The organism is Pantoea sp. GM01 (genome assembly GCF_000282675.1).
GTDB lineage: Bacteria > Pseudomonadota > Gammaproteobacteria > Enterobacterales > Enterobacteriaceae > Pantoea > Pantoea nemavictus.
The window spans coordinates 199,375-226,357 of the sequence record NZ_AKIU01000026.1 but is presented as its reverse complement, the minus strand read 5'-3'; the positions used below and the strand labels follow the sequence as shown (position 1 = coordinate 226,357).

The window sequence follows — 26,983 nt, the reverse complement described above, 5'->3', positions numbered from 1 at the left end:
CGCAGGGGGTCGCGGGTTCGAGCCCCGTCCGTTCCGCCACTTAATTGATAAGCCCTGACTGCAAAGTCAGGGCTTTTTCATGTTGGTAATATTTTCGTTATTGTTGATGAAAAATCAAAATTCTTCTGCTTATAAGCGGATTTTTCAGCAATAATAAACCTGCCAGAATAGTTCCCATCGAAACATAACGCTATACGATGAGGAAATCATGACAATCCCCGCTTTTGGTTTAGGTACTTTTCGTCTTCAGGACGATGTCGTCATTCAGTCCGTTAAAAATGCACTGGATCTTGGCTATCGCGCTATCGATACCGCTCAAATCTATGAAAATGAGGCTGCTGTAGGGCAAGCAATTGCAGATAGCGGCGTAGCGCGTGATGAATTATTTATTACTACCAAGATCTGGATCGAGAATTTGTCCTCTGAGGCGCTAATCCCGAGCTTAGAAGAGAGCCTGATAAAACTGCGTACCAATTATGTCGATCTAACGCTGATCCATTGGCCTTCGCCCGGAAAAGCTATTTCTGTTAAAGAAAGTATGATGGCATTAATGGCAGCAAAAGAAGCAGGACTGACGCGTCAAATTGGTATTTCAAACTTCCCAATTGCATTGATGAAAGAGGCGATTGAAGCAGTGGGTGTGGAAAATATTGCGACTAACCAGATCGAGTTGCATCCCTTCCTACAGAATCGACAGGTAGTCGATTTTGCGCAACAGCACGCGCTTCATATCACTTCTTATATGACGCTGGCTTATGGAGAAGCGCTAAAGGATGAGGTGATTAACGCGATTGCTCAGAAGCATAAAGCCACTCCAGCTCAGATTGTTCTGGCATGGGCAATGAAGTTAGGTTACGCGGTTATCCCGTCATCAACCAAACGTGAAAACCTGTCGAGCAACATGGCAGCGGTTAATTTGCATCTGGATGATAAAGATATGGCAGATATTGCAGCGCTGGATCGTCAGCAGCGTTTAGTGAGCCCGGAAGGTCTGGCGCCTGACTGGGATTAATCACTAACCCATATTCAGCCCTGCACTCGCCAGGGCTGATCTTTTAACCATTCACTCAGAAAGTCGATAAACGCCCTGACGCGTTGGCTAACACCTAAGTCGCTGTAATAGACTGCATTAAAAGGCATTTTTACTGGAACGCGTCGCTCAGCAAGCAGCTCAATGAAAGTGCCATCCGCAATTTCTTTATCCACCATAAAATCTGATAAACAAGCGATACCCTGATCGCCTAAAACTAACTGTTTGAGAGTTTCGCCGCTGTTAGAGGACATACTCGGAATACTGTCATATAGGTCACCATTTTCATCGGTGACAGGCCAACGATTTAACCGGGGCGTTTCAACAAAGCCGAGGCATTCATGATAGGCTAAATCAGCTGCTGAAGCCGGTACGCCATATTTCGCCAGATAAGCCGGCGTGGCTACGAGTTTGCGATAGCTAGTGAAGAGTAGGCGAGCACGTAGCGTGGAGTCCGTTAAATTGCCAGCGCGAATTGCCACATCGACTTTACGTTCGATGAGATTGATGAAGCTCTCTGAAGAAATCAGCGATAGCCTAACGTCCGGATAGCGCTCACGAAATGGTTTAATCATCGGTAGTAACAGATGCAGAATCACGGGTGTAGCTGCATCAATGCGCAGTATGCCCTGTGGAGCCATTTGCCGCTCTATGAGCTCACTCTCGGCCGTAGACATTTCCTGCATCAACTTTTGCACACGGCGAAAGTAATGTTCGCCTTCATGAGTGAGTGCCAGCTGGCGTGTGGTACGCGTTAATAGCGCAACACCCAGTTTATTCTCCAGTTTCTTAACGGTACGGCTTACTGCCGAATTGGCCATCTGTAGCTGTTCCGCAGCACGGCTGAAACTGCCGCTTTCAACCACGGCAATAAACACTTTTAACTCATCTGACGATGCCTTCATTATCCCTCCAAAAGCAAAAGTCTATTCTCACTTTGCATCTTTTTGTCATTAAAGCATGCGGTAATACTAACGCCCAACAAAACCTTATTGGGAGTTAATCATGCCACTTGCACTTTGGGCGCTTACAATCAGTGCCTATGCCATCGGAACCACAGAATTTGTGATTGTTGGATTGATTCCGACCATCGCTGAACAGCTCAGTATTACGCTACCTTCTGCAGGAATGCTGGTATCCATTTACGCTTTAGGCGTGGCTGTCGGCGCACCCGTGCTTACCGCCTTAACCGGTAAGCTAGCCCGCAAACAGTTATTGATGGGATTGATGGCACTATTTACCGTCGGTAATCTGGTTGCCTGGCTGGCGCCAAACTATGAAACGCTGGTAATAGCCCGTTTGCTGACCGGTCTCGCTCATGGTGTGTTCTTCTCTGTCGGATCAACGATTGCAACCAGTCTGGTGAGCAAGGAGAAAGCCGCGAGTGCGATTGCCATCATGTTTGGTGGTCTAACCGTCGCTTTGGTAACAGGTGTGCCGTTGGGGACGCTAATCGGGCAACACTTTGGCTGGCGTGAAAGTTTCCTCGCTGTATCGCTATTAGGAGTGATTGCATTAGTCGCAAGTCAGGTGCTTATCCCACGTAATATTGCGCAACCACCGGCCACGACACTGGCACTGCAGGCTCGCGTAATGGTTAATCCACGTCTGCTACTGATCTATGCCATTACTGCACTGGGTTATGGCGGCGTGTTTACTGCCTTCACATTCCTTGCGCCGATGATGCAGTCGCTGGCCGGTTTTTCGCCGACCGCGGTAAGCGTGATTTTGTTGGGATATGGTATTTCCGTTGCCATTGGTAACATCTGGGGCGGTAAGCTGGCCGATCGACGCGGAGCCGTTCCCGCTCTAACACTGATCTTTACGGCGCTGGCAATTTTGCTGATGGTATTCCAGTTCACTGCAAGCATGCATTACATGTCAGTGGCAACGGTGTTGGTCATGGGTATCTTCGCTTTTGCCAACGTGCCCGGTTTGCAGGTTTATGTGGTGCAGAAAGCTGAACACTTTGCACCGGGCGCAGTGGATGTCGCTTCAGGTTTGAATATCGCGGCATTCAATATAGGGATTGCTCTGGGGTCTACGGTCGGTGGTTATATTGTTGAGCATTATGGTTTGGCACAAACACCATGGGTAGGCGCTGTCATTGTTTTTGGTGCGTTGCTGCTGGTACGTTTAAGCGGTCAGCTCGAAAAGCCGAACTCGGCGATTGCGATTGAATAAGAGGCACAACAGCCTGCCAACTGGCAGGCTGTTACATTACTCTGCTGTGAGGTGAATTCCGACAATCACCAACATCAATTGAAACCCCGCGCTAAAATCCCTATAACAGTCAGGTGAAGTCAGAGTCGTAATCCAGTCAGGCGGGAAAGTGCGAAAAAAAACTTATTCAATGCGTTATGTAGCAGGTCAGCCAGCTGAGCGGATCTTTCCGCCGGGGGCAATGCTGCATGCTGGACAGGCTTTACCGCCCGGAGCACCTCTACCCGCAGATCCAACGCTGCGGGTTTTAGTCTGGAATATCTTCAAGCAGCAGCGTGCAGAGTGGATGTCAGTGCTGGAAGGCTTCGGCAAAGATGCTCACCTGGTGCTGTTACAGGAAGCGCAAGCCACGCCTGAGCTGGTCAAATTCGCCACCAGCAACTATCTCGCAGCCGATCAGGTCCCCGCATTTGTCTTACCGCAACATCCTTCTGGCGTCATGACGTTGGCTTCTGCGCATCCTGTGTATTGCTGCCCATTGCGTGAACGAGAGCCATTGCTACGTTTGGCCAAATCAGCGTTGGTCACGGCTTATCCTTTACCCACCGGCGAAATGCTGATGGTGGTAAATATCCACGCGGTGAATTTCAGTCTCGGAGTGGATGTGTACAGCAAGCAGCTCGGACCGATTGGTGAACAGATTCAACATCATCGTGGGCCCGTAATCATGGCCGGCGATTTCAACGCATGGAGCCGTCAGCGCATGAACGCGCTGTACCGTTTTGCCCGGGATATGTCACTGCGGGAGGTTAACTTCACGGACGACCATCGCCGTAAAGCCTTTGGTCGTCCGCTGGATTTCGTTTTCTATCGCGATATGAAGGTGAGTGAAGCCTCAGTGCTGGTAACGCGCGCTTCAGACCACAATCCTCTGTTGGTTGAATTCAACTCCCTCTACGGTATCGAGCGTTAAGAAACGCGCTCAGAACGCCGCTTTGCAATAATCAAAAATTATCAGTAATGGATAAGGCGGATTATTCGCAAAAGCCTTAAGAAGGGAAGGGCACATTTTGTGGATTGCAGAAAATGAAAAAGGCTGACAAAAGTCAGCCTTTTCGGGGCATTAAGTATCAGGTGTTGCGCTATTATTCACAAACAGCGTGAGCTTGTCGCCCGGCTGGATGTCTTTAGCATCACTGTTCCAGCGCATAACATCTTTGGTGTTCACACCATGACGTTTTGCAATACTGGCAAAAGAATCACCCTTACGTACACGGTAGGTGATGCTGTTGCCGTTATCAGCCAACTGCGTGCTCGCTTTGCCGCTTACGGTCAAGGTCTGACCGGTACGAACCGAAGCGCTGCGCAGATTGTTCTGCTGTTTCAGTGCACTGACGCTAACGCCAAGTTTGCTGGCAATGCCAGACAAGGTGTCACCTTTGCGAACCGTGTAGCTGTTTCCTGCCGCGCTGACTTTCGCCATCTCGGTAGGCTGCACGGAAGCGATATCACCAGAAGCCAGTGAATCGCGCAACTTAGCAACGTTAGACTTCGGCACCATAATGTAGTGCGGTCCGTTTGGCGCTGTGGCACCGTTTTTATAACCAGCATTAAATGTCTTCAGCTTGCTGAGAGACATGCCGGCCATATCGGCGGCCTGCGTCAGTTCAATCTGCTGTCCCACTTCTACGCGAGCTAATGCACGGCTCTCGTTCGGGGTCGGCAGTTTGATACCGTAACGCTTGTTGTTCTTGAGGATCTCACTCAAGGCCAACATTTTAGGTACGTACACCGTCGTCTCGCGTGGTAACGATAAACTCCAGAAGTCCGTCGGCTTGCCGCGCGCCTTATTCTGTTTCATCGCTTTCAGCACACGCCCTTCACCGCTGTTATAGGCGGCGATGGTCAGTAACCAGTCACCGTCAAACATACCGTTCAGACGCTGCATCATATCCAGCGCTACTTTGGTCGAGGCCACCACATCGCGGCGTCCGTCGTACCATTGGTTCTGTTTCAAACCATAGTTTTTGCCCGTTTGTGCAACAATCTGCCAGATGCCGGCGGCATTCGCAGAAGATGTTGCGTGTGGGTCAAAAGCGCTCTCCACTATGGGTAGCAGTACCAGTTCCATCGGCATTTTACGTTTCTGTATCTGCTCGACTATCCAGTACATGTACGGCTCTGCCCGTAATGTTACATCGTGGAGATAGCTCTTATTTTTTAAAAATTTTGTTTTTTGTTCGCGGATCCGGCTGTTTTCCGGAATCCCCATCTTCAACTCGTCACTAATGTGATTCCAGAGATCAGTATCTTCTGCGAGGCTTGTTCCATCATCCTGCCATCGCGGCGACAACAATCGATCTCCGTACTTTCCATTTTCACCTTGACCAGCTGAAGACAGACTCTGTGCATGCTGTACGGGGATATTGGCGTCATTCCTTGATGCCTGACATCCTACCAGCAAGACCGAGGCGAGTAATATCGCTTTAGCCTTCATGTGTGTGTCAATAGTTCGCTTAAAAGACGAGCAACTATACGTGACGGTCCGCCACAACACAACCTCAAAAATTAAAAGCGGTCTTTCTTCTCGCGTAGATCGGCAAAAGTTTGCCATAACGCCGACGATGAGACATTAGTGCCTAAAGCCTGTTGTAAATCAGGATCTTGCGTGCGTAAAAATAAATTTATTTCACGCTCTAAGGCCAGTTTTGTCGGTAAAGTAATGCGGTTTTCTGCGCGTAAGTCCTTAATTTGCTGATACCTTGCCAAAATTTTAGGGTCTTGGGGCAGAATAGCCGCAGCAAACTTCATATTGGATAAAGTGTACTCATGCGCACAGCAAATAAGGGTATCTTCAGGTAGCTGATTAAGCTTTTGAAATGATTCGAACATTTGTTGTGCGGTGCCTTCAAATAAGCGTCCGCAGCCGCCAGAAAATAGGGTGTCACCACAGAAAAGATAAGGGGAGCTGAAATATGAGATATGTCCTAAAGTATGACCAGGCGTTGCGATGACGCGGAAGTTCAGACCAAGTAGGGTAAATTCATCCCCTTCAGTCACAATGCGCTTTGCTCCTTTATCTGCAGTTTCCTGTGGACCGAAAACCTCCAAATCGGGATAGTGCTGCAACAGTTCGCTCACACCGCCGACGTGATCATGATGATGATGCGTCAGCAAAATCGCGACAGGTTGCCAGCGATTCGCTTTCAATTTATCCAGCACCGGCTGTGCTTCGCCGGGATCGACAATCAGACATCTATTGTCTTCGTCCGTCAGTGTCCAGATGTAGTTATCCTGCAATGCGGGAATGCTGGTAAGATTCATAAACACCTCTCAGGTCGTAGAAAAAGGAAAATGGTAGAGCATGAAGCCAGCTAAAACACGCCAAATCCTGACTGCACCGCGCTCCTGGCGCGATATGCCTATGGGAGACTATTTTCGCGACGCGCTCACCCAGCAACTGCAGCCCTATCTCGGTAAGCTCTATGGCTTTCATATGCTTAAAATTGGCAGCCTCAGCGCAGAAATCAACACCAGTCAGTGTGCCATATCGCATCAGGTGAATGTGGGCATTGAGGGCGATGAGCTACAGGTGATTGCCAATTCCACCCAGTTACCCTTTGAATCGAAATCCGTTGATGCCTGTTTACTCGCGCATACGCTGGCATGGAGTCAGGATCCCCATCGAGTATTACGCGAGGTAGATCGCGTGCTGATTGATGATGGCTGGATGATCATTAGCGGCTTCAATCCGTTCAGTCTGTTAGGTATTAGCAAAGGTATTCCCGGTTTGCACTCACGCGCGCCATGGAGTGGACGCATGTTCAGTCAGGTACGTTTGCTCGATTGGCTCAACCTGCTTAATTATGAAGTGGTATACCGCACGCGTTTTCAGGTGGTGCCATGGCATCGACAAGGCGGCAGGGTGATCAGTGCGCATCTACCTGCACTCGGGTGTTTGAATATTGTAGTGGCGCGTAAACGTACGTTCCCGTTAACGCCCACCAAAATGAAGAAGAATCTGAGTCAAAGCCAGCTGCGTCAAACGGTTAACGTGACGCGCCAGTTTCGTGAAGTGAAGGATCAGGACTCAACCTGATAGCCGATGTCATCCTGCGTAGGATTACCCGCCGCGCTGCGTGCCAGTTCATCGCAGCGTTCATTTTCTGGATGACCGGCGTGACCTTTCACCCATTCCCACTTAATTTCATGATTGCTGAGCGCCAGATCGAGGCGTTTCCACAAATCAACGTTCTTCACGGGCTTCTTATCGGCGGTTTTCCAGCCGCGCTTCTTCCAGTTATGAATCCAGCTGGTAATGCCCTGGCGCACATATTGGCTGTCGGTGCTGATCACCACGTCACACGGCTGCGTCAAGGCTTCGAGTGCCACGATCGCGGCCATCAACTCCATGCGATTATTGGTGGTAAGACGATAGCCGGTGCTGAACAATTTTTCATGTTCGCGATAGCGTAGAATGGCGCCGTAGCCACCAGGACCGGGATTGCCCAGGCAGGATCCATCGGTGAATATTTCTACCTGTTTGCGCATCTCTGGTAGACTTCCTTCTGACAAAACGCCAAGTCTGACATAAAACGAGTCCTATGAGCACTGCAAATAACCGCCAGATCGTCCTCGATACTGAAACCACCGGCATGAACATGATCGGTGTGCATTATGAAGGACATCGCATCATTGAAATTGGTGCGGTTGAGGTGATCAACCGTCGCCTGACCGGCAACAACTTCCACATGTATCTGAAGCCCGATCGGCTGGTGGATCCAGAAGCGTTCGGCGTGCACGGCATTGCCGATGAATTTCTCGCTGATAAACCGCTGTTTGCGGATATTGCCGACGAATTTCTTGAGTACATTCGTGGCGCAGAGCTGGTGATCCATAACGCCTCGTTCGATATCGGCTTTATGGATTATGAATTCGGCATGCTGAAGCGAGATATCGGCAAAACCGAAACCTTCTGCCAGATCACCGATAGCCTGGCGATGGCGCGTAAGATGTATCCCGGCAAACGCAACAGCCTTGATGCATTGTGTAACCGTTATGAAATAGACAACAGCAAGCGTACGCTGCACGGCGCACTGCTCGATGCCGAGATTCTGGCAGAAGTGTTCCTGATGATGACCGGCGGGCAAACCTCGCTGGCCTTTTCGCTGGACGGCGAGCAGAACAATCAGGGTGGCGGTGAGAATATTCAACGCATTGTGCGTCCGAGTTCGGGCCTGCGCATCGTTACCGCCAGCGACGAAGAGTTAATCGCGCATGAAGGTCGTCTGGATTTAGTGCAGAAGAAGGGCGGCAGCTGCTTGTGGCGGGTGTAAAACAGCTGATTTTGCGTGCAAAATCGTCGTTAAGCTGAAAAAAACGCCAAACGAAACATTCCTACATAAAAAGCGTTGACGGGTGCTGAAGCTGCTATTAATATGCGCCTCGTTCTCGACGGGGAACAAAGCGCGGAGCGGTAGTTCAGTTGGTTAGAATACCTGCCTGTCACGCAGGGGGTCGCGGGTTCGAGCCCCGTCCGTTCCGCCAATTTATTTAAAGAAGCCGATGCAGAAATGCATCGGCTTTTTGCTTTTCCTGGCTGACATAAATGCCAGCCCTACACATCCAGCGTAGGGTCGCCATTCATGGCGACCAGCCCACCATTAATCCTTCTGCACCGCCACAGTCGTGCGATACGCCGCGACCGACGCTTCACGGTCAGCACGCGCTAGCCAGCGATAGCAACCGGCGCCCAATGCCACACCGATAAACCAGCTAAAGTTCGCGACTGCATGCAGTGAGGGAATAAAACTGATCACCAGACCAATCGCCACTGACGGCAGCAGCGCGGCAATCGCTTTTGGGTTGAAGCCGCCGCGATACCAGTAACGTCCTTTCGGCGTGTCATCAAACAGATCGTCAACGTAGACTTTGCTGCGTTTAATCAAATAGAAATCAGCAATCAGAATACCGAACAGCGGCCCAATAAACGCACCCAGCACATCCAGCGTATAGTGAATCAGCTCCGGTGACTGGAACAGGTTCCACGGCGTCAGCAATACCGAGCCAACCGCAGCAATCATGCCACCGGTACGGAAGCTGATTTTCTGCGGTGAGCAGTTAGAGAAGTCGAACGCTGGCGAAACAAAGTTGGCCACGATATTAATGCCGATGGTGGCGATTATCATGGTCAGCAGGCCAATTGCCACCGCCACGTCGTTACCCACCATGCTGACGGTCTCAATCGGATCGGTGATCATTCTGCCGAACAGCGACTGAGTACCGGAAACAATCACCACGGTGACAATCGAGAACAGCAGGAAGTTGAACGGTAAGCCCCAGCGGTTGCCGCGACGAATTTCGCCCATGCTTTTACCGTAACGTGAGAAGTCACCAAAGTTGAGCAGCGGACCCGAGAAGTAAGAGACCACCAGCGCGGTGGCGGTGATCATCTGCCAGGTTTGCTCGCCGGTGCTTAGCTGTTTACTGGCCAGAGTGAAGGAGATACCGTCGAAACCGGTTTTGTATACAATCCAGCCAGCCAGCGCCACCATCACCACATATACCGCTGGACCCGCGACATCGATAAAGCGTTTAATCGCGTTCATCCCATGCCAGAACACCATCGCCTGCAGTAACCACATCACACCAAAACAGCACCAGCCCAGCTGCGATAAGCCGAGCCAGCTGCTCTGCGTCATGCTGCTAAGCGTCGGGAAGAACTTCAGCAGCACCAGCATTAACGCGTTGGCCGCCAGATATGTCTGGATGCCGTACCAGGCAAAGGCGATCAGCCCGCGAATGATCGCCGGGATGTTGGCACCAAACACGCCAAACGCCTGACGCGAAATCACCGCGTACGGCACGCCTGCCATCTGGCTCGGTTTGGCCACCAGATTAGCGCACAGCTGCACGATGCAGATGCCCACTAACAAACACAGCAGAACCTGCCAGCTCGCCAGACCTAAAGTAAAGAAGCTGGCGGCAACGACATAGCCGCCCATGCTGTGCACATCCGACATCCAGAAAGAAAAGATGTTGCACCACGACCAGTTCTGGTCGCGCGTTGGCGCCAGATCGTCATTGCACAGGCGCGGACTGTATTGTGCGTTGGCTTCAGAGGCCACCCGCGAGGTCACTTCAGAATGATTTGGCATGAAACCTGCTCCTGTCTACATCATGGAAGAATAATCACAGCGTGAAACGGTATTGCAGGATCCAGGCCACATTTGATTTCTTGTATACAAAAAATTCATTTCACGTATACGATGTGCAGCACACAGTCACTTACCGGAGCAGGTAATGAAGAGTGAAACAGGCCAGAAAACGGCTGCCGATCTGAACGATCGCGATGAACCCATCTACCAGGCGCTTCTCACCGCCATTGTTGAGCATCAACTGCCGCCGGGCAGTAAATTGCCGGAAGAAGCGTTATCTGAGGTGTTTGGCGTTAGCCGCACTGGCATTCGTAAGGTGCTGCAACGCCTCGCCGCGGTGCAAATGATCACCTTGTCGCCCAGGCGTGGTGCACAAGTGGCAACGCCGGGTGTGGATGAAGCACGCGATATCTTTGCTACCCGCAGCTTATTAGAGTGCGCAAATTTGCCCGCGGTGATGACCCACATACAGCAACCGCATTTAGCCGCGCTGGCGGCTCTGATTGAAGCCGAGCAGCAGGCGCACGATCAGCATGATGGTGCCGCCGCGATTCGGCTGTCTGCCGCCTTTCATATTCAGCTGCAAGCGATATCGGGTAATGAAGTGCTCACCGATATGGTGACGCGTCTAACGCAGCGCTCGTCGCTGGTGATCGCCGCGTACGGTGCGCCGTGGCAGCGCGGCTGCCGTTGCGATCATCACGATCGTCTGGTGGATCTGCTGCGGGAAAAAGATCTACCGGCGTTAACTGCCGCACTGCAGCAACACTTCGAACACATTGTTGCCAGCCTGCACTTTGAGCGCAGCGGCGAAACCTTGCCTGATTTCTCCCGGTTATTTGCCGGTAACAAAGGAGCGGCATCATGAGCCTGATCCAGGTGATCAATCCCAACACCAGCCTGGCGATGACGGAAACCATTGGTGCCGCCGCGCGCGCGGTCGCCGCGCCAGGCACCGAAATTCTGGCGGTATGCCCGAGCCACGGCGTGCCGTCGATTGAAGGGCATTTTGATGAAGCCATTGCGGCGATTGGCGTGGTGGAGCAGGTGAAGCGCGGCAAAGAGCAGGGCGTTAGCGGCCATATTATTGCCTGCTTTGGCGATCCGGGATTACTGGCGGCACGCGAACTGGCGAGCGGACCGGTGATCGGCATTGCGGAAGCAGCGATGCACACCGCCACGCTGGTGGCGACGCGTTTTTCGATCGTCACCACCTTACCGCGTACGCTGGTGATTGCTCGCCATCTGCTGCAGCAATACGGTTTTACCCACCATTGTGCTGCGTTGCACGCCATTGATCTGCCGGTGCTGGCGCTGGAGGACGGCAGCGGCGTGGCGCAGGAGAAGGTGCGTCAGCGCTGCATTCAGGCGAAACGCGAAGATGGCAGCGGTGCGATTGTGCTGGGCTGCGGCGGCATGGCCACGCTCGCCCAGGATCTCACCAAAGAGCTGGGACTACCGGTGATCGACGGCGTAAGCGCCGCGGTGAAAATGGTGGAGTCGCTGGTGGCGTTAGGCTTTGGCACCAGCAAGCATGGCGATCTCGATTATCCGCTCGAAAAACCGCTCAGCGGGGCATTTCAGCACCTAAACTAAGTGCTGGTTGAGGACTGACGACAGGAACTTGCAGAATGAGTGATGTATCTGAAAAGAAAGAGTACAGCTTCAACAAGAACTATCCACGCGATCTGATCGGCTATGCTGGTCAGCCACCCCATGCGCAGTGGCCGGGTAAGGCGCGCGTGGCGGTGCAGTTCGTCCTGAATTACGAAGAGGGCGCCGAGAATAACGTGCTGCACGGCGATGCCGGTTCCGAACAGTTTCTTTCCGATATCATCGGTGCGGCCAGCTACGCCGATCGTCACATGTCGATGGATTCGCTGTATGAATACGGCTCGCGCGCCGGTTTCTGGCGCATCCACAACGAATTTCAAAAGCGCGGTTTGCCGCTCACGGTGTTTGGCGTAGCGATGGCGCTGGCGCGTCACCCGGATATCGTTGCAGCGATTAAAGCGGCGGATTACGACGTGGTCAGCCATGGCTGGCGCTGGATCCACTATCAGGCGATGGACGCCAAAACCGAGCGCCAGCATATGCAGCAGGCGGTCGACGTGTTAACCGATTTGTTCGGTAAAGCGCCGACCGGCTGGTACACCGGCCGCGACAGCCCCAACACGCGGCGTTTGGTGGTGGAGCAGGGCGGCTTCAGCTACGACAGCGATTACTACGGCGACGACCTGCCATTCTGGACGCAGGTCACCTGTCAGGACGGCACGGTAAAACCGCACCTGATCATTCCCTATACGCTGGAGTGCAACGACATGCGCTTCGCCTCGCCGCAGGGCTTCAACACTGCAGAGCAGTTCTTCACCTACCTGCGCGACACCTTTGATGTGCTGTACGAGGAGGGCGAAACCGCCCCGAAGATGATGTCGATTGGCATGCACTGTCGCCTGCTGGGGCGTCCGGGGAAATTCCGCGGACTGCAGCGCTTCCTCGATCATATTCAGCAGCATCAGGATGTGTGGGTGTGTACAAGGCAGCAAATCGCCGACCATTGGATTGAGACGCATCCCGCGCCGGATGCTTGATGGGCGCTGGCTTGCAGCCAGACTGCTTTTAAAGGCTTAAAGGCAACGTCAAGGTCAAGGGCGGTTTCGATTGTCCTGCGGACAACCGACCCAGGGGAGGCAGTCGCCCCTCCCCTGGGGACCCGGTCTCTTTGTCGGCAGAATTGCCGCTGCGCGGTCCCCTCACTTCAGGTGAATTCCTGACGGACCGGCTGCGATTCGCTCCTGCTCAGCGCAGCCTCTCGCCGCCGTCCTGGCGGCTCATCCTGGAATCCCCCCTCCGTTCGGCAATTCTGACGACACCCACCCAGCTGCAAAACCTCTGCCCTAAAAAGAGATCGCATCGCGATAAGAATATTTGATTTTATTAAATTTATTACAGCGGGGGTGTTGAGTCGGCATCACTCTCGCCGAGGAGAAGCCTGCTTCCAGGATGAGCCGCCAGGACGGCGGCGAAAGGGCCTGCTGAGCCAGGATGGCGAATCAGGGCCGGTCCGTCAGGAAGTGGGATTTGACGAGGGAACCCGCGTAGCGGGCGATAGTGCTGCCGAAAAGCCCGGGTTCCCAGGGGAGGGGCGACTGCCTCCCCTGGGTCGGTCGGCTGAAAGCCGATCGAAACCGCCCTTGACCTGGCCCTTAAGCCCAAAGCATTTGAAACTTAAAAGCAGCAGTCTGATTGCCAATCAGGGCGAAACGCTGCGCCCTCAGCTCATTAAGCTGACCTGTGCTGCCACAATCCGCCACCCTTCCGGCATCCGGACCCACGTCTGTTGTTGACGCCCAATCTTCTCCACGCCCTCGCGCGTAAACTCCGTACTGCACACCGCATAATCATCACCAAAAGTGGTGATCACCGTATTGCGCAGCGTACGATCCAGGCCTTTTGACGGGCGCGCGGCGCGAAACGCGCGGATCTCGTCGATGCCATACAGATTCTCGCCCGCGCCGAGGCGCACGGTGCGTGGGTCGTGCCAGAACAGTTCATCCAGCACCGCGACGTCATTGCTAATCAGCGCTTGCTCGTAACGGTAAAAGGCGGCGGTGACTTCGGCGAGTATCACCGGGCGGTCGATATCTTCAGGTGTCATCTTCAGGCGTCCATTAAGGTGGTTTGTGGCAGCGTCAGCCCCTGCTGTTGCAGCGCCCAGGCGGCGCGCAGTGCCAGATGTTCTTTAAACGGTGCGGCGATCAATTGCAAACCAATCGGCAAGCCGCTGGCGGTGTGCTGCGGTACGGTGCACACCGGTAAGCCGAGGAAGGAGATCGGCTGGGTGAGCATGCCCATGCTGGCACGCGTCGGCAAATCCTGGCCGTTGATGTGAATGGTTTCCTGACCGATGGTGGTGGCGGTGCACGGCGTGGCAGGAGCGATCAGCACATCGAACTGCTCAAACAGCGGTAGCACCTGCTGCTGGAAGTGACGGCGGAAACGCTGTGCCTGTACATACCACGCCGAGGGCAGCATTGCGCCAGCCAGCAAGCGTTCACGCGAATTAGGCTCGAACTGCTCTGGTTGCGTGCGCAGCGCTGGCAAGTAATGATTACCCCCTTCCGCAGCGGTCATGATAAAGGCCGCCGAACGCGCGATTTCAGCATTCGGTAGAGTCACTTCGTCTAACGCATTCAGCGCCTTAGCCACAACCGCGACGGCAGCGCGCGCTTCATCGCTGCACCAGGTTGAGAAGAAACCACCGAGTACTGCGCTGCGCACGCCTTCTGCGCCGTGGCGCAGTACATCGCTGACCGGCGCAACCGGCTGGGCGGCCTGGAAGGCATCGCTGGCATCCGCGCCTTGCAGAGTGTCATACACCAGACCTAAATCTTCCACCGAACGGGCAAACGGGCCGATGTGATCGAGGCTGGCGACAAACGGATGGCTGCCGCTACGCGACAGGCGACCAAAGGTCGGTTTTAAACCGAAGATACCGCACAGCGAAGCGGGCACGCGGATCGAACCATTGGTGTCGGTGCCGAGTGAAAAATGCACCAAACCCGCCGCCACCGCTGCCGCTGAACCGCCGGATGAGCCGCCCGCTACGCGGGTTAAATCGCGTGGATTGTGTGTAGCGCCGTAATGGGTATTTTCGGTGGTAAAGCCATAGGCGTAGGCATCCATATTCAGCATGCCGGAGAGCAGCGCGCCGGACTGGCGCAGTTTGCTTACCGCCCAGGCATCCTGACGCGCCGCCGCGCGATCGCTGAACAGGCTGGCACCGGCTAAGGTGCTGTGTCCGGCGACATCAAACAGGTTTTTCACCGCGTAGGGGATGCCAGCCAACGGCGGTAATGCGTCGCCGCGCTGGCGTTGCTGATCAATTTGCTCGGCCTCACGTAACATGCGCTGGCCAGTCACTTCGGTCCAGGCATTGAGCGCCGGATTATGTTGCTCAATCGCCGCTAGCGTTGTTTGCGCGATCTCGCGGGCGCTGATTTCGCCCTGGCGCAGCGCCTGCTGTAGGGCGTTAATTGAGAGTGACGACAGTTTCATGGATGGAACACTCCTGCCACTTCCAGCCGATCGTCGAGCGGCAGCGCCATCAGCGGCTCGGCCATCGCGGCGATGCGGTTGAACTGTGTCAGCAGCTCGGCACGGCGCGCGTCGTCCAGCTCCAGTGCCAGTATCTGCTCCATTTGGGCGATATAGGTGGCCCAATCCGGTTGTTTGCTCATAAAAAATCTCCGTTAGAAACCGGCGGCGCTGCCGTTGCTGCGCGGATCAAACGCGCCTTCCAGTATGCCGTTGTTGTGTCGCACGATCGCACCCGCATGGCCGACCACTTCACTGAAATCAGGCAGCAGTTCCACCTCATGGCCGAGCGCGCGCAGCTGCTGCACCGTTTCCGGCGCGATGCGCGCTTCCAGCTTGAGTGAATCCGATGATTGTCCCCACGTGCGCCCCAGCAGCCAGCGCGGCGCACTCACCGCCTGTTGCAGAGGATGCCCCTGAATCACATGGCGGGTGAAAATCGCCGCCTGGGTTTGTGGCTGGCCGTCGCCGCCCATCGATCCATACACCATGGTGCGGCCATCTTTAAGACGCGCGGCGGCAGGATTTAGCGTGTGGAACGGCTGTTTGCCCGGCTGCAGCGCCAGCAGATGATCGGGCTGCAGGCTGAACGCAGCGCCACGGTTTTGCCAGGTGATGCCGGTGCCGGGCAGCACCACGCCGCTGCCAAATTCGTGGTAGATGCTCTGGATAAAGGAAATCGCCAGCCCGCTGCTGTCCATCACGCCCATCCACACCGTGTCGCCGGGTCCGCGCCCGGTGCCCCACGGCGCCGCTTGCTGCTCATCCACTTGCGCCGCCAGCGTGCTGAGATGCGCATCATCCAGCAGGCTTTGTATATCAACGTCGATATGGCGCGGATCGGTAATGTGCTGGTCGCGCAGCGCAAAGGCTTTTTTGGTGGCTTCGACGATGCGGTGCACGGTTTGCGCCTCATCGGCGCCCGCCATATCCAGCCGATCGGTGATGCCGAGGATCGCCAGCGACACCAAACCCTGGGTCGGCGGCGTCATATTCCAGATATCGCCTTCGCTGTGCGCCAGATGCAGCGGCGTGCAGCGGCGGGCGTGGTGCGTCTGCAAATCTTCCAGCGTGATCGGCATACCGAGCGCGGTCATTTCGCGCGCCAGATGATGTGCCAGTTCACCGCGATAAAAACTCTCCAGCCCGTGATCGCACAGCATGCTCAGCGTATTGGCCAGCGCCGGTTGGGTGAAGCGGCTGCCTGCGGCGGGCACGCTGCCGTCCGGTAAGTATGTGGCGGCAAAACCGGGCTGATGCTGCAGTTCATGCTGCTTGGCGGCGGTGGCAGCGGCTTGCGAAGCGGTGACCGGAATCCCGTCGGCAGCATAGCGAATCGCATCGCGCAGCAGGCGCGTTAACGGCATCGGCGCAGCACCCAGTTCCTGCGCCAGCGTTAATGCCTCCTGCCAGCCGCTGACGGTGCCGGCGACGGTTAATGCGGCTTTCGGGCCGCGATGCGGAATATGGGTTTCGCCGTGATAGAAATCGAGGTGCGCCAGCGTTCCCGCTGCGCCGCTGGCGTCAATGGCGATCGGATCGCCATTCGGCGGCACGATCAGCCAGAAGCCGTCGCCGCCTAAGCCATTCATGTGGGGATAAACCACGGCGATGGTGGCAGCCGCGGCGACCATCGCCTCAATTGCGCTGCCGCCTTCACGCAGCACCGCTAATGCGCTTTCGCTGGCGAGATGATGCGGCGTAACGGCCATGCCTAACGGTGCCATGTTGCTCTGTATCATAGTGATTTCTTCTCTTGTTCTTTTGTGAGCACGCTGTTTAATCCCCGCACATTCCGTAGCGGCGCAATAAATTGCGCCGCTACGGAATGTGCGGGGTTATGCGCACCTGGCAGATACTGCATAAAACTAAGCAAGAGCTGTTCCAGTTTTGGTCGGACATCAATCTGGATCGATTTATGCTAGCTTGTGGTGAAACGAAAGTTACAGGACCGATGATGAAACAACTTGATGAACGCCTTCGTAGTCATTATCCGCAATTGTCGCCGCAGGAGCAGCGCATTGCCGACTTCGTGTTTGACCATTTTGATGATCTGATCAGCTATAACAGCGCCGAACTGGCGCGGCTGAGCGGGGTGTCAAAGGCCACGGTGAGCCGTTTGTTCAAGCGTCTCGGTTACGAGAAATACAAGGACATGCGCGATGAGCTGCGCATCCTGCGCCAGAGCGGCATGCCGCTCACCGACAATCGTGATGCGGTGCAGGGCAACACCTTGCTGTCGCGCCATTATAAGCAAGAGATGGCCAACCTGACGCAGTGGGTCAACAGCATCGATCCGCAGCAGTTCTGTGAGGTGATTGCGGCGCTGGGCGTGGCTAAACGGGTGTTTATTATCGGCATGCGTAACGCGTATCCGGTGGCGCTGCACCTGCGTCAGCAGCTGATGCAGGCGCGTCCGCAGGTGCATGTCCTGCCGCAGCCGGGCCAGACGCTGGGCGAAGAGCTGGTGGATATTACGCCGGAGGATATCGTCGTGGTGATGGCGTTTCGTCGCCGTCCACGCATCATTCGTCCGCTGATGCAGCAGCTGCAGCAGAGCCACATTCCGGTGCTGGCGCTGTGTGAGCCGCAGGCGCAGGGCATCATTACGCTGGCGAGCTGGCAGCTGTGCGCACCGCTCGACAGCGTTTCCGCCTTTGACAGTTACGCCTCCGCCATGAGCCTGATTAATCTGCTGGCCAACGCCTTGCTACATGAAATGTTGTCGCAGGGGCGTCAGCGCATCCACCAAATCGCCGATCTTTATCAGCATCTCGACGAGCTGGAACACCGTTAACGGGCGCCATTATGGTGCATTGCACTCTTTTAGATCGTTAACTCCCACGGGCGCCATGCCCGTTTTTTTCGCCTTGCATTCAGTAAAACCTCAATTTTTCCGCTTTCTTTCCCTGACGCTGCGGTTGGCACATTAGTTGCAGAATGATTCATCAAGAATCTTTTGTTTCACGTAAACTCACCGGGGTGCATAATGAAAAAAGTATTATTGGCGGTAGCGGGCGCGGCTTTGCTGATGGCGCAGGTCGGTAGCGCGATGGCCGATCAGTTGCAGGATATCCAGAAGCGCGGTGTGATTCGCGTAGCAGTACCGCAGGATTTCCCGCCGTTCGGCTCGGTGGGCACCGATTTGCAGCCGCAGGGCTACGATATCGATATGGCGAAGTACCTCGCCAAACAGATGAAACTGAAGTTGCAGCTGGTGCCGGTTTCCAGTGCCAACCGCGTACCGTATCTGCAAACCGATAAAGTCGATCTGGTGATCTCCAGCATGGGCAAAAACGCCGAGCGCGAAAAAGTGATCGATTTCACCCGCGCCTACGCGCCGTTCTTCCTTGGCGTGTTTGGTCCGAAAGGCGACACGCTGAAAGATGCGGCGGCGCTGAGCGGCAAATCCATCGGTGTAACGCGTGGTGCGGTAGAAGACATGGTATTGAGCGACATCGCGCCGAAAGAGGCGCAGGTGAAACGTTATGAAGATAACAACACTACGCTGTCAGCTTATCTCTCTGGCCAGGTGCAGTATGTCGCCACCGGTAACCTGGTGGTAGCTGCGATTGCGCGCCAGAACGCCGATAAAGCGCCGGTTGCTCAGTTCATGTTGAAAGATTCACCGTGCTACATCGGCCTGAAAAAAGATGAGCCGGCGTTAAAAGAGAAAGTGAATGCGCTGATTGAGCAGGGCATCAAAGACGGCACGCTGAACAAGCTGTCGGAAGAGTGGCTGAAAGCGCCGCTGCCAGCCAACCTCGGCGCATAAAACATGGGGCAACTTAACTTTGCCGATCTCTGGCCACATTGGCCAGAGCTGCTGGCCGGGCTGTGGGTCACCGTTCAAATCACCGTGCTCGCCACCGTGGGCGGCGTTAGCCTCGGCATTCTCGGCGCGGCGTTGCGCAGCGGTAAACCGAGCTGGGCGAGCCGCCTCTGGGGCGTGTACGTTGAACTGATTCGTAATACGCCGTTTGTGGTGCAGCTGTTTTTTATCGTCTTTGGTTTGCCCAATCTTGGTCTGAAACTGACGGCGGGCGAAGCCGCACTGCTGGCGATGTTGATTAACCTCGGTGCCTACAGCACCGAAATTATTCGCGCCGGGATTCAGGTGACGCCGCGCGGGCAATGGGAAGCGGGGCGCGTGCTGGGCTTAACCCGTACGCAAACCTTTATCCGCGTGGTATTACCGCCGTCGCTGCAGCGCATTTATCCGGCGCTGGTGAGCCAGTGCATCATTGTTATGCTCGGATCATCGGTGGTATCGCAGGTGTCGTATGAAGAGTTGACCTTCGCCGCCAACCTGATTCAGTCGCGCACCTTTTTGAGTTTTGAGGTCTATTTCGTGACCACGCTGATCTATCTGGCGTTGTCGATTGCCATGCGCCAACTGCTGCTGGCGCTGGGACGTAAATGGTTAGGAGCGCAGCCGGCATGACGACTTTTACCGACTGGGACATCCTGCGTAACCTGCTGCTGGCGGCGCGCTGGACAATTTTACTCTCGCTGGTGGCGTTTTTTGGCGGCACGCTGGTGACCTTGCCGCTGCTGTTTATGCGCTTGCTGAAACGCAAATGGCCAATGCGCCTGGTGCGCGCTTACACTGAGCTGTTTCAGGGCACGCCGCTGCTGATGCAGCTGTTCCTCGCCTTCTTCGGCGTGGGCCTGTTCGGCATCGACGTGGCGCCCTGGACCGCCGCCTCGCTGGCATTAACGCTCTACACCAGCGCGTTTCTGGTGGATATCTGGTACGGCAGCATTCGCGCCTTGCCAAAAGGGCAATGGGAAGCGTCGCGCTGCCTCGGCCTGACCTTCGGTCAAACGCTGTTTCGCGTGGTGGCGCCGCAGGCCATTCGTATCGCCATCGCGCCCACGGTCGGTTTTGCCGTACAGGTGATTAAAGGCACCGCGCTGGCGTCGATTATCGGTTTTGTCGAACTGACCAAAGCCGGCACCATTTTGAATAATGTGACGTATGAGCCCTTCAAGGTGTTTGGCCTGGTGGCGCTCGGTTACTTCCTGATGTGTTATCCGCTGTCGCGTTACAGCCAGTACCTGGAGAAAAAATTCAATGCCGCTCATCACCATTAATCAGGTACAGAAGTACTACGGCGACAACCATGTGCTGAAAGGGGTCGATCTCGATGTCGATCACGGCGAAGTGATCTCGATCATCGGTCGCAGCGGATCGGGCAAAAGTACCCTGTTGCGCTGTATGAACGGGCTGGAAGGCTATCAGGAAGGCAGCATCAAACTCGGCGGCATGACCATTACCGATCGCGAATCACAGGCGCGGGAAATTAGCCGTTCGGTTGGCATGGTGTTCCAGAACTTCAACCTGTTCCCGCACATGACGGCGCTGGAAAACGTGATGCTGGCACCGCGCCGCGTGCTGAAGAAAAGCGAAGCCGAATGCCGTGAGCTGGCGACGCAGATGCTGGAGAAAGTTGGCCTCGGTGAGCGCATCAACTATTACCCAGCTAATCTGTCTGGCGGCCAGCAGCAGCGCGTGGCGATTGCCCGTGCGCTGGCGATGCAGCCTAAAGTTTTACTCTGTGATGAGATCACCTCAGCGCTCGATCCCGAGCTGGTAGGCGAAGTGCTGAAAGTGCTGGAGCAGCTGGCTGCCGAAGGCATGACGCTGATTCTCGTCACCCATGAAATGAACTTCGCCCGCGACGTGGGCGATCGCGTGGTCTTTATGCATCAGGGGCGCGTCTGGGAGCAGGGCGACAGTAAAACGCTGTTCGCCAATCCGCAAACCGCGGAGCTGAAGCAGTTTATCTCGACCGTGCGCCTCTAAGCTTTCAACAAGGAATACACCATGGATATCAGCCAATTTTCGCAAATCAATCCGCCACAGCGTCTGCTGATGGGGCCGGGCCCGATTAACGCCGATCCGCGCGTGCTGCGTGCCATGTCGAGCCAGCTGATTGGTCAGTACGATCCGGCGATGACGCACTACATGAACGAAGTGATGGCGCTGTACCGTGGCGTATTTCGCACTGAAAACCGCTGGACGATGCTGATCGACGGCACCTCACGCGCCGGGATCGAAGCGATCCTGCTGTCGGCGATCCGTCCAGGCGACAAAGTGCTGGTGCCGGTGTTCGGCCGTTTTGGTCATCTGCTGTGTGAAATTGCCCGTCGCTGCCGCGCGGAAGTGCACACCATTGAGGTGCCGTGGGGCGAAGTATTCACGCCGGATCAGATCGAAGATGCGATCAAAAAGGTACAGCCGCGCCTGCTGCTGACGGTGCAGGGCGATACCTCCACCACCATGCTGCAGCCGCTGGAAGAGCTGGGCGCAATTTGCCAGAAATATGGTGTGCTGTTCTACACCGATGCCACCGCGTCACTCGGCGGTAACGCGCTGGAGACCGATGCGTGGGGCCTCGATGCGGTCTCTGCCGGGATGCAGAAATGCCTTGGTGGACCGTCCGGCACCTCGCCGATCACCCTCAGTCCGCAGATGGAAGCGGTGATCCGCAAGCGTAAGTGCGTGGAAGAGGGCATTCGCACCGCCGATCATCAGGATGGCGACGACGAGATGATCTACTCCAACTATTTCGATCTCGGCATGATCATGGATTATTGGGGCCCGGAGCGTCTTAATCACCACACAGAAGCCACCACCGCACTGTTTGGCGCGCGTGAATGTGCGCGTCTGATGCTGGAAGAGGGGCTGGATAACGGCATCGCGCGCCACCAGCTGCACGGCGATGCGCTGCTGAAAGGCATTCAGGGCATGGGCCTCGAAACCTTCGGCGACCTCAAACACAAAATGAATAACGTGCTCGGCGTGGTGATCCCGCAGGGCGTGAATGGCGATCAGGTACGCAAGCTGGTGCTGGAGGATTTCGGCATCGAAATCGGTACCTCCTTTGGTCCGCTGCACGGCAAAGTGTGGCGCATCGGCACCATGGGTTACAACGCGCGCAAAGATTGCGTGATGCAAACCCTGAGTGCGCTGGAAGCGGTGCTGAATCACGTGGGTTACCGCACCACGCAAGGTGCCGCGATGCAGGCGGCGTGGGATCTCTACGGGAGCCGCGCATGACACAAAGCCTGATGAGCGCCAGCGAGGCACAATCGGCCGCCGCGCGCGTCATGGTGCGCTGTGACACGTTAGCGGCGATCAGTGAAAGCGAAGAGGGGCTGACGCGCGTTTATCTGTCGCCGGAACAGCTGCGCGCTAACGCACGCGTTGCTGAGTGGATGCAGGCTGCGGGCATGACGACGTGGCAGGATGCGGTGGGCAACATTTGTGGCCGCTATGAAGCGACGCAGCCGGGCGCGCAGGCGCTGCTGCTCGGTTCTCACCTTGATACGGTACGCAATGCCGGTCGCTATGACGGCATGCTCGGGGTGTTAAGCGCTATCGAAACCGTGCAGTGGCTGCACGATCGTCAACAGCGTTTGCCGCTGGCGATTGAGATTGTCGGCTTCGGCGATGAAGAGGGCACGCGTTTCGGCATTACGCTGCTCGGCAGCCGTGGCATAACCGGCAGCTGGCCCGAAAGTTGGGTCACGCATCCCGATGGCAACGGCATCACCGTGGCGGAAGCGATGCAGGATGTCGGTTTCGATGCGGCAAAAATCCGCGACGCGGCGCGCGATGTGAATGACATCGCGGCCTATCTGGAATTGCATATCGAACAGGGGCCGTGTCTCGAGCAGGAAGATTTGGCGCTCGGCGTGGTTACCGCGATTAACGGCGCGCGTCGTCTGAACTGCAGTTTCGTCGGCGAAGCCGGCCACGCCGGCACCGTGCCAATGACGCATCGCAAAGATGCGCTGGCCGCCGCTGCCGAATGGATGGTGTTTATCGAACACACCACCGCCGAGCACGACCCGCAGCTGGTAGCGACGGTCGGTACGCTGAGCTGTTTACCGGGCGCGGTGAACGTTATCCCCGGCGAGGTACAGCTGTCGCTGGATGTGCGCGGCCCGCAGGATGAGCCGCTAGAGCGCCTGCTCTCCACGCTGCTGACTCAGGCGCAGGCGATTGCGCTGCGTCGCGGCTTAACCTTTAGCGCTAACGAGTATTACCACATTGCCGCAACGGCCTGCGATACGCGTCTGCAGCAGGCGTTGAGCCACGCGGTGGAAACCGTGCAAGGGCGCAGCCTGTCGCTACCGAGCGGCGCGGGCCACGATGCGATTGCCATCGCCGAACGTTGGCCGGTGGGGATGTTGTTTGTGCGTAATCATCGCGGTATTAGCCATCATCCGGCGGAATCGGTGCAGGCTGACGATGTGGCGCTCGGCGTGCAGGCTTATCTGCAAGCGGTGTGCGACATCGCGCGTGCATAAAGGAGCAGCAATATGGATTTGGTAAGCTTCAATCAGTTGCCACCGGAAGCCGCGCAGGCGGCGATTGCGCACTGCGTGGCGATTCCGGCCTGGCAGCAGGCGCTGGTGGCTGCGCGACCTTTTGCCAATGTGGCGGCGCTGCAGGAAACCGCCGATCGTCTGGCGCAGTTGTGGCAGGCCGATGCGTTGACGCAGGCGCTGAGCGCTCATCCACGTATTGGCGATAAGGTGGCGGGCGCGAATAAAGAGGCGGCGCTATCGCGCAGTGAGCAATCGGCGATGCAGCAGGCCAACGGTGCGCTGCAGCTGGCGATGCTGGCGGGCAATCAAACCTATGAGCAGCGTTTTGGCCGGGTGTTTCTGATTCGCGCCAAAGGGCGCAGCGGCGAGGAGATGCTGGCTGAATTGCAGCGCCGGTTGAACAATGATGCACAGAGCGAACAGCGTGAAGCGCTGACGCAGCTGCGCGAAATTACCCTGTTACGGCTGAAGGAGAGCATCACATGAGCACCATTACCACGCATATTCTCGATACCGCACTGGGCAAACCGGCGATTGGCGTCGCGGTTTCCCTGGAGCAAAACAGCCCGGAAGGGTGGCTGCCGCTGGTGGAGGGCGAAACTGACAGCGATGGGCGCATCAAAGATCTGACACCCGAACCGCTCGCACCAGGCCACTATCGTTTGACCGCGGAGATTGGCGACTACTTTGCTGCCGAGGGGCGCGATGCGCTGTACGTCAGCGCGCAAATCGATTTCGTGATTGGCACCACGGGCAGCCATTATCATCTGCCGTTTCTCATCTCGCCGTGGTCGTGGTCGACCTATCGCGGTAGCTAATTTGCCGTTTTGCGCGGCACGTCACACGGCTGCGCTTGAAAGCCAGCAACTATCAAAACCTTCGGTTCATCCAAATATATTCTTGGCTTAAGTGCGGCTAATCTTAGTCGCATAATAGAAAGCAATGTGAAGCCAATGGAGCCGAAAAATGAGCACGCACGACAATAACGATAATGCAGCAGCCTCAGGTAAATGCCCCTTTCATCACGGGGCGTCAGAAGAGAAAAGTGTTTTAGCACGCGGTGCCGGTAGCGGGACATCTAACCGCGACTGGTGGCCTAATATGCTGCGTGTCGATCTGTTAAACCAGCACTCCAACCGTTCCAACCCGCTCAGTGACAACTTCAACTACCGTGATGAATTCAGCAAGCTCGATTACTCCGCGTTAAAAGCCGACATCCGCGCGATTCTCACCGATTCGCAATCCTGGTGGCCAGCCGACTGGGGCAGCTATATTGGGCTGTTCATTCGCATGGCGTGGCACAGCGCGGGTACTTATCGCACTATCGATGGTCGCGGTGGTTCAGGCCGCGGTCAGCAGCGTTTTGCGCCGCTTAACTCATGGCCGGATAACGTCAGCCTCGATAAAGCGCGTCGCCTGCTGTGGCCGGTGAAACAAAAATACGGTCAGAAAATTTCCTGGGCCGATCTCTATATTCTGGCGGGTAACGTGTCGCTGGAAAACGCCGGCTTCCGCACCTTCGGCTTTGGTGCCGGTCGTGAAGACGTGTGGGAACCGGATATGGATGTGGATTGGGGCCACGAAACCGAATGGCTGGCACATCGCCATCCGGAAGCGCTGGCCAACGCCCCGTTGGGCGCCACCGAAATGGGCCTGATCTACGTTAACCCGGAAGGTCCGGAAGCCAGCGGCGATCCAAAATCCGCTGCACCGGCCATTCGTGCCACCTTCGGCAATATGGGTATGAACGACGAAGAGATCGTGGCGCTGATCGCCGGCGGTCATACTTTGGGTAAAACCCACGGCGCGGCAGCAGCCAGCCACGTTGGCGTTGATCCGGAAGAGTCACCGATTGAAGCGCAGGGCCTTGGCTGGAGCAGCAGCTACGGCAGCGGCGTGGGTAAAGATGCCATCACTTCTGGCCTGGAAGTGGTCTGGACGCAAACGCCAACGCAGTGGAGCAATTACTTCTTCGAGAACCTGTTCAAATATGAATGGGTGCAGACGCACAGCCCAGCTGGCGCGATTCAATTCGAAGCGGTGGATGCCGAAGCGATTATCCCGGATCCGTTTGATCCCGAGAAAAAACGCAAACCGACCATGTTGGTGACCGACCTGACGCTGCGTTTTGATGAAGAGTTCGGCAAGATCTCGCGCCGCTTCCTCAACGATCCGCAGGCGTTTAACGAAGCCTTTGCTCGCGCCTGGTTCAAACTGACGCACCGTGATATGGGGCCAAAAGCGCGTTATATTGGTCCGGAAGTGCCGAAAGAAGATCTGATCTGGCAGGATCCGTTACCGCAGGCCATTCATCAGCCTACGCCGGCGGATATCAGCGACATCAAAGCGCGCATTGCCGCTTCAGGCTTGAGCGTCAGTCAGCTGGTTTCTGCCGCCTGGGCTTCAGCATCGACCTTCCGCGGGGGTGACAAACGCGGTGGCGCCAACGGCGCACGTCTGGCATTAGCCCCGCAAAACGGTTGGGCCGTTAACGCCAGCGTTATTTCCGATGTGCTGCCAACCCTGCAGAAGATTCAGCAGGAATCGGGCAAAGTTTCACTGGCTGACGTCATTGTGCTGGCGGGCAGCGTGGGTATTGAGCTGGCCGCCGCCGCTGCGGGTGTCGCGACACAAGTACCGTTTACGCCGGGCCGCGTCGATGCGCGTCAGGATCAAACCGACGTCGAGTCGTTCAACTTCCTGCAACCGCTGGCCGATGGTTTCCGTAACTATCGTCGCAGTGCGAAAGGTTCCTCAACCGAAACCCTGCTGCTGGATAAAGCGCAACAGCTGACGCTGAGTGCGCCAGAACTGACAGCATTACTGGGTGGTTTACGCGTATTGGGCACCAACTTCGATGGCGGCCAGCACGGCGTGTTCACCGATCGCGTTGGCGTGCTGAGCAACGACTTCTTCGTTAATCTGCTCGACATGCGTACCGCATGGAAAGCCACCGATGAGAGCGAAGAGCTGTTTGAGGGCCGTGATCGTCTGACGGGAGAAGTGAAGTTCAGCGCTACGCGTGCCGACTTAGTGTTTGGTTCGAATGCTATTTTGCGCGCCCTGGCAGAAGTGTACGCCAGCAGCGATGCCAGGCAGAAGTTCGTGGCCGACTTCGTCGCCGCCTGGACGAAAGTGATGAATCTGGATCGGTTCGAGCTGTAATCAATCAAGCCGCAGCGAAATACGCTGC

At 55.9% G+C, this 26,983-nt stretch carries 26 protein-coding genes, 1 tRNA gene and 1 pseudogene; 19 read left to right on the top strand and 9 right to left on the bottom strand.

The window, feature by feature from the left end:
- Nucleotides 1–208 precede the first annotated feature (208 nt).
- Nucleotides 209–1,012 carry a 2,5-didehydrogluconate reductase DkgB gene (dkgB, locus tag PMI17_RS06375; protein WP_007887221.1) on the top strand — a complete coding sequence of 268 codons (804 nt, stop codon included), beginning with the start codon at nt 209–211 and terminating at the stop codon, nt 1,010–1,012.
- Between the two features lie 14 nt (nt 1,013–1,026).
- Here dkgB and yafC read toward each other — a convergent pair whose 3' ends face one another.
- Nucleotides 1,027–1,935: a DNA-binding transcriptional regulator YafC gene (yafC, locus tag PMI17_RS06370; RefSeq protein ID WP_007887220.1), complete on the bottom strand. Its 909-nt coding sequence runs from the start codon at nt 1,933–1,935 to the stop codon at nt 1,027–1,029.
- 100 nt (nt 1,936–2,035) lie between these two features.
- Here yafC and PMI17_RS06365 point away from each other — a divergent pair, with 100 nt between their 5' ends.
- The gene (locus PMI17_RS06365) at nt 2,036–3,214 is read left to right on the top strand and encodes an MFS transporter (RefSeq protein WP_007887219.1); all 1,179 of its coding nucleotides are present in this window, start codon (nt 2,036–2,038) and stop codon (nt 3,212–3,214) included.
- Between the two features lie 148 nt (nt 3,215–3,362).
- On the top strand, nt 3,363–4,166 hold the full coding sequence (locus PMI17_RS06360) for an endonuclease/exonuclease/phosphatase family protein (protein ID WP_007887218.1): 804 nt from the start codon (nt 3,363–3,365) through the stop codon (nt 4,164–4,166).
- 150 nt (nt 4,167–4,316) lie between these two features.
- Here PMI17_RS06360 and mltD read toward each other — a convergent pair whose 3' ends face one another.
- The gene (mltD, locus tag PMI17_RS06355) at nt 4,317–5,690 is read right to left on the bottom strand and encodes a murein transglycosylase D (RefSeq protein ID WP_036620368.1); all 1,374 of its coding nucleotides are present in this window, start codon (nt 5,688–5,690) and stop codon (nt 4,317–4,319) included.
- Nucleotides 5,691–5,761: 71 nt separating this feature from the next.
- Nucleotides 5,762–6,517 (bottom strand): hydroxyacylglutathione hydrolase, encoded by a 756-nt coding sequence (gloB, locus tag PMI17_RS06350; protein WP_007887213.1) that lies wholly within the window; start codon nt 6,515–6,517, stop codon nt 5,762–5,764.
- A 40-nt stretch (nt 6,518–6,557) separates the two neighbouring features.
- Here gloB and PMI17_RS06345 point away from each other — a divergent pair, with 40 nt between their 5' ends.
- Nucleotides 6,558–7,292 (top strand): class I SAM-dependent methyltransferase, encoded by a 735-nt coding sequence (locus tag PMI17_RS06345; protein ID WP_007887211.1) that lies wholly within the window; start codon nt 6,558–6,560, stop codon nt 7,290–7,292.
- Here the strand turns inward: PMI17_RS06345 and rnhA are convergent.
- A pseudogene (gene rnhA, locus PMI17_RS06340) lies at nt 7,277–7,844 on the bottom strand (ribonuclease HI). The gene PMI17_RS06345 and the pseudogene rnhA overlap by 16 nt on opposite strands.
- On the opposite strand from rnhA, the gene dnaQ reads away from it, so the two are divergent.
- On the top strand, nt 7,798–8,529 hold the full coding sequence (gene dnaQ, locus PMI17_RS06335; RefSeq protein ID WP_007887209.1) for a DNA polymerase III subunit epsilon: 732 nt from the start codon (nt 7,798–7,800) through the stop codon (nt 8,527–8,529). The pseudogene rnhA and the gene dnaQ sit on opposite strands and share 47 nt — an antisense overlap.
- A gap of 134 nt (nt 8,530–8,663) precedes the next feature.
- Nucleotides 8,664–8,740: transfer RNA gene (locus PMI17_RS06330), tRNA-Asp, on the top strand.
- Between the two features lie 116 nt (nt 8,741–8,856).
- Here the strand turns inward: PMI17_RS06330 and PMI17_RS06325 are convergent.
- Nucleotides 8,857–10,350: an NCS1 family nucleobase:cation symporter-1 gene (locus tag PMI17_RS06325; RefSeq protein WP_007887208.1), complete on the bottom strand. Its 1,494-nt coding sequence runs from the start codon at nt 10,348–10,350 to the stop codon at nt 8,857–8,859.
- A gap of 145 nt (nt 10,351–10,495) precedes the next feature.
- Between PMI17_RS06325 and PMI17_RS06320 the strand changes: the two genes are divergently transcribed.
- Genes PMI17_RS06320 through puuE form a run of 3 tightly spaced genes read left to right on the top strand, consistent with a single transcriptional unit; the run spans nt 10,496 to nt 12,941 of the window.
- Nucleotides 10,496–11,218, top strand: a complete 723-nt coding sequence (locus PMI17_RS06320) for a GntR family transcriptional regulator (protein WP_007887207.1) — start codon at nt 10,496–10,498, stop codon at nt 11,216–11,218.
- Nucleotides 11,215–11,946, top strand: a complete 732-nt coding sequence (gene hpxA, locus PMI17_RS06315) for an allantoin racemase (protein WP_007887204.1) — start codon at nt 11,215–11,217, stop codon at nt 11,944–11,946. Before PMI17_RS06320 ends, hpxA begins: the two co-directional genes overlap by 4 nt.
- Nucleotides 11,947–11,981: 35 nt before the next feature.
- On the top strand, nt 11,982–12,941 hold the full coding sequence (puuE, locus tag PMI17_RS06310) for an allantoinase PuuE (protein WP_007887199.1): 960 nt from the start codon (nt 11,982–11,984) through the stop codon (nt 12,939–12,941).
- Nucleotides 12,942–13,624: 683 nt separating this feature from the next.
- Here puuE and hpxZ read toward each other — a convergent pair.
- From hpxZ to PMI17_RS06290, 4 genes are read right to left on the bottom strand one after another with little or no spacing between them, the layout of a single operon-like run.
- Nucleotides 13,625–14,008, bottom strand: coding sequence for an oxalurate catabolism protein HpxZ (gene hpxZ / locus PMI17_RS06305; protein ID WP_007887198.1), 384 nt, complete (start codon nt 14,006–14,008; stop codon nt 13,625–13,627).
- A gap of 2 nt (nt 14,009–14,010) precedes the next feature.
- On the bottom strand, nt 14,011–15,408 hold the full coding sequence (locus PMI17_RS06300; protein ID WP_007887197.1) for an AtzE family amidohydrolase: 1,398 nt from the start codon (nt 15,406–15,408) through the stop codon (nt 14,011–14,013).
- A complete protein-coding gene (hpxX, locus tag PMI17_RS06295; RefSeq protein WP_007887196.1) occupies nt 15,405–15,590 on the bottom strand; it encodes an oxalurate catabolism protein HpxX in 186 nt (61 codons plus the stop codon). Before hpxX ends, PMI17_RS06300 begins: the two co-directional genes overlap by 4 nt.
- Nucleotides 15,591–15,602: 12 nt before the next feature.
- Entirely contained in the window at nt 15,603–17,189 is a 1,587-nt protein-coding gene (locus PMI17_RS06290; RefSeq protein WP_007887195.1) for a gamma-glutamyltransferase family protein, read from the bottom strand.
- 215 nt (nt 17,190–17,404) lie between these two features.
- On the opposite strand from PMI17_RS06290, the gene hpxU reads away from it, so the two are divergent.
- The 10 genes from hpxU (at nt 17,405) to katG (ending at nt 26,955) form a co-directional block, all read left to right on the top strand.
- Nucleotides 17,405–18,244, top strand: coding sequence for a MurR/RpiR family transcriptional regulator HpxU (gene hpxU, locus PMI17_RS06285; protein ID WP_036620366.1), 840 nt, complete (start codon nt 17,405–17,407; stop codon nt 18,242–18,244).
- Nucleotides 18,245–18,436: 192 nt separating this feature from the next.
- On the top strand, nt 18,437–19,222 hold the full coding sequence (locus tag PMI17_RS06280) for a transporter substrate-binding domain-containing protein (protein ID WP_007887188.1): 786 nt from the start codon (nt 18,437–18,439) through the stop codon (nt 19,220–19,222).
- 3 nt (nt 19,223–19,225) lie between these two features.
- Nucleotides 19,226–19,891, top strand: a complete 666-nt coding sequence (locus PMI17_RS06275; RefSeq protein WP_007887186.1) for an amino acid ABC transporter permease — start codon at nt 19,226–19,228, stop codon at nt 19,889–19,891.
- Nucleotides 19,888–20,544, top strand: a complete 657-nt coding sequence (locus PMI17_RS06270; RefSeq protein ID WP_007887184.1) for an amino acid ABC transporter permease — start codon at nt 19,888–19,890, stop codon at nt 20,542–20,544. The genes PMI17_RS06275 and PMI17_RS06270 overlap by 4 nt, the downstream gene beginning before the upstream one ends.
- Nucleotides 20,525–21,256 (top strand): amino acid ABC transporter ATP-binding protein, encoded by a 732-nt coding sequence (locus PMI17_RS06265; RefSeq protein WP_007887180.1) that lies wholly within the window; start codon nt 20,525–20,527, stop codon nt 21,254–21,256. The genes PMI17_RS06270 and PMI17_RS06265 overlap by 20 nt, the downstream gene beginning before the upstream one ends.
- A gap of 21 nt (nt 21,257–21,277) precedes the next feature.
- On the top strand, nt 21,278–22,513 hold the full coding sequence (locus tag PMI17_RS06260; RefSeq protein WP_007887177.1) for an alanine--glyoxylate aminotransferase family protein: 1,236 nt from the start codon (nt 21,278–21,280) through the stop codon (nt 22,511–22,513).
- On the top strand, nt 22,510–23,769 hold the full coding sequence (gene hpxK / locus PMI17_RS06255) for an allantoate amidohydrolase (RefSeq protein WP_007887175.1): 1,260 nt from the start codon (nt 22,510–22,512) through the stop codon (nt 23,767–23,769). Before PMI17_RS06260 ends, hpxK begins: the two co-directional genes overlap by 4 nt.
- A gap of 12 nt (nt 23,770–23,781) precedes the next feature.
- Complete coding sequence (uraD, locus tag PMI17_RS06250) at nt 23,782–24,276, top strand: 2-oxo-4-hydroxy-4-carboxy-5-ureidoimidazoline decarboxylase (protein WP_007887174.1); 495 nt, start codon at nt 23,782–23,784, stop codon at nt 24,274–24,276.
- Nucleotides 24,273–24,608, top strand: coding sequence for a hydroxyisourate hydrolase (gene uraH, locus PMI17_RS06245; RefSeq protein WP_007887173.1), 336 nt, complete (start codon nt 24,273–24,275; stop codon nt 24,606–24,608). Before uraD ends, uraH begins: the two co-directional genes overlap by 4 nt.
- 148 nt (nt 24,609–24,756) lie before the next feature.
- On the top strand, nt 24,757–26,955 hold the full coding sequence (gene katG / locus PMI17_RS06240; RefSeq protein WP_007887172.1) for a catalase/peroxidase HPI: 2,199 nt from the start codon (nt 24,757–24,759) through the stop codon (nt 26,953–26,955).
- Nucleotides 26,956–26,983: the final 28 nt, after the last annotated feature.

Bases quoted from the DNA above. Each gene is read 5' to 3' on its own strand.
- dkgB (WP_007887221.1), top strand. From the start codon at position 209: ATGACAATCCCCGCTTTTGGTTTAGGTACTTTTCGTCTTCAGGACGAT.
- yafC (WP_007887220.1), bottom strand. From the start codon at position 1,935: ATGAAGGCATCGTCAGATGAGTTAAAAGTGTTTATTGCCGTGGTTGAA.
- PMI17_RS06365 (WP_007887219.1), top strand. From the start codon at position 2,036: ATGCCACTTGCACTTTGGGCGCTTACAATCAGTGCCTATGCCATCGGA.
- mltD (WP_036620368.1), bottom strand. From the start codon at position 5,690: ATGAAGGCTAAAGCGATATTACTCGCCTCGGTCTTGCTGGTAGGATGT.
- gloB (WP_007887213.1), bottom strand. From the start codon at position 6,517: ATGAATCTTACCAGCATTCCCGCATTGCAGGATAACTACATCTGGACA.
- PMI17_RS06345 (WP_007887211.1), top strand. From the start codon at position 6,558: ATGAAGCCAGCTAAAACACGCCAAATCCTGACTGCACCGCGCTCCTGG.
- dnaQ (WP_007887209.1), top strand. From the start codon at position 7,798: ATGAGCACTGCAAATAACCGCCAGATCGTCCTCGATACTGAAACCACC.
- PMI17_RS06325 (WP_007887208.1), bottom strand. From the start codon at position 10,350: ATGCCAAATCATTCTGAAGTGACCTCGCGGGTGGCCTCTGAAGCCAAC.
- PMI17_RS06320 (WP_007887207.1), top strand. From the start codon at position 10,496: ATGAAGAGTGAAACAGGCCAGAAAACGGCTGCCGATCTGAACGATCGC.
- hpxA (WP_007887204.1), top strand. From the start codon at position 11,215: ATGAGCCTGATCCAGGTGATCAATCCCAACACCAGCCTGGCGATGACG.
- puuE (WP_007887199.1), top strand. From the start codon at position 11,982: ATGAGTGATGTATCTGAAAAGAAAGAGTACAGCTTCAACAAGAACTAT.
- hpxZ (WP_007887198.1), bottom strand. From the start codon at position 14,008: ATGACACCTGAAGATATCGACCGCCCGGTGATACTCGCCGAAGTCACC.
- PMI17_RS06300 (WP_007887197.1), bottom strand. From the start codon at position 15,408: ATGAAACTGTCGTCACTCTCAATTAACGCCCTACAGCAGGCGCTGCGC.
- hpxX (WP_007887196.1), bottom strand. From the start codon at position 15,590: ATGAGCAAACAACCGGATTGGGCCACCTATATCGCCCAAATGGAGCAG.
- PMI17_RS06290 (WP_007887195.1), bottom strand. From the start codon at position 17,189: ATGATACAGAGCAACATGGCACCGTTAGGCATGGCCGTTACGCCGCAT.
- hpxU (WP_036620366.1), top strand. From the start codon at position 17,405: ATGAAACAACTTGATGAACGCCTTCGTAGTCATTATCCGCAATTGTCG.
- PMI17_RS06280 (WP_007887188.1), top strand. From the start codon at position 18,437: ATGAAAAAAGTATTATTGGCGGTAGCGGGCGCGGCTTTGCTGATGGCG.
- PMI17_RS06275 (WP_007887186.1), top strand. From the start codon at position 19,226: ATGGGGCAACTTAACTTTGCCGATCTCTGGCCACATTGGCCAGAGCTG.
- PMI17_RS06270 (WP_007887184.1), top strand. From the start codon at position 19,888: ATGACGACTTTTACCGACTGGGACATCCTGCGTAACCTGCTGCTGGCG.
- PMI17_RS06265 (WP_007887180.1), top strand. From the start codon at position 20,525: ATGCCGCTCATCACCATTAATCAGGTACAGAAGTACTACGGCGACAAC.
- PMI17_RS06260 (WP_007887177.1), top strand. From the start codon at position 21,278: ATGGATATCAGCCAATTTTCGCAAATCAATCCGCCACAGCGTCTGCTG.
- hpxK (WP_007887175.1), top strand. From the start codon at position 22,510: ATGACACAAAGCCTGATGAGCGCCAGCGAGGCACAATCGGCCGCCGCG.
- uraD (WP_007887174.1), top strand. From the start codon at position 23,782: ATGGATTTGGTAAGCTTCAATCAGTTGCCACCGGAAGCCGCGCAGGCG.
- uraH (WP_007887173.1), top strand. From the start codon at position 24,273: ATGAGCACCATTACCACGCATATTCTCGATACCGCACTGGGCAAACCG.
- katG (WP_007887172.1), top strand. From the start codon at position 24,757: ATGAGCACGCACGACAATAACGATAATGCAGCAGCCTCAGGTAAATGC.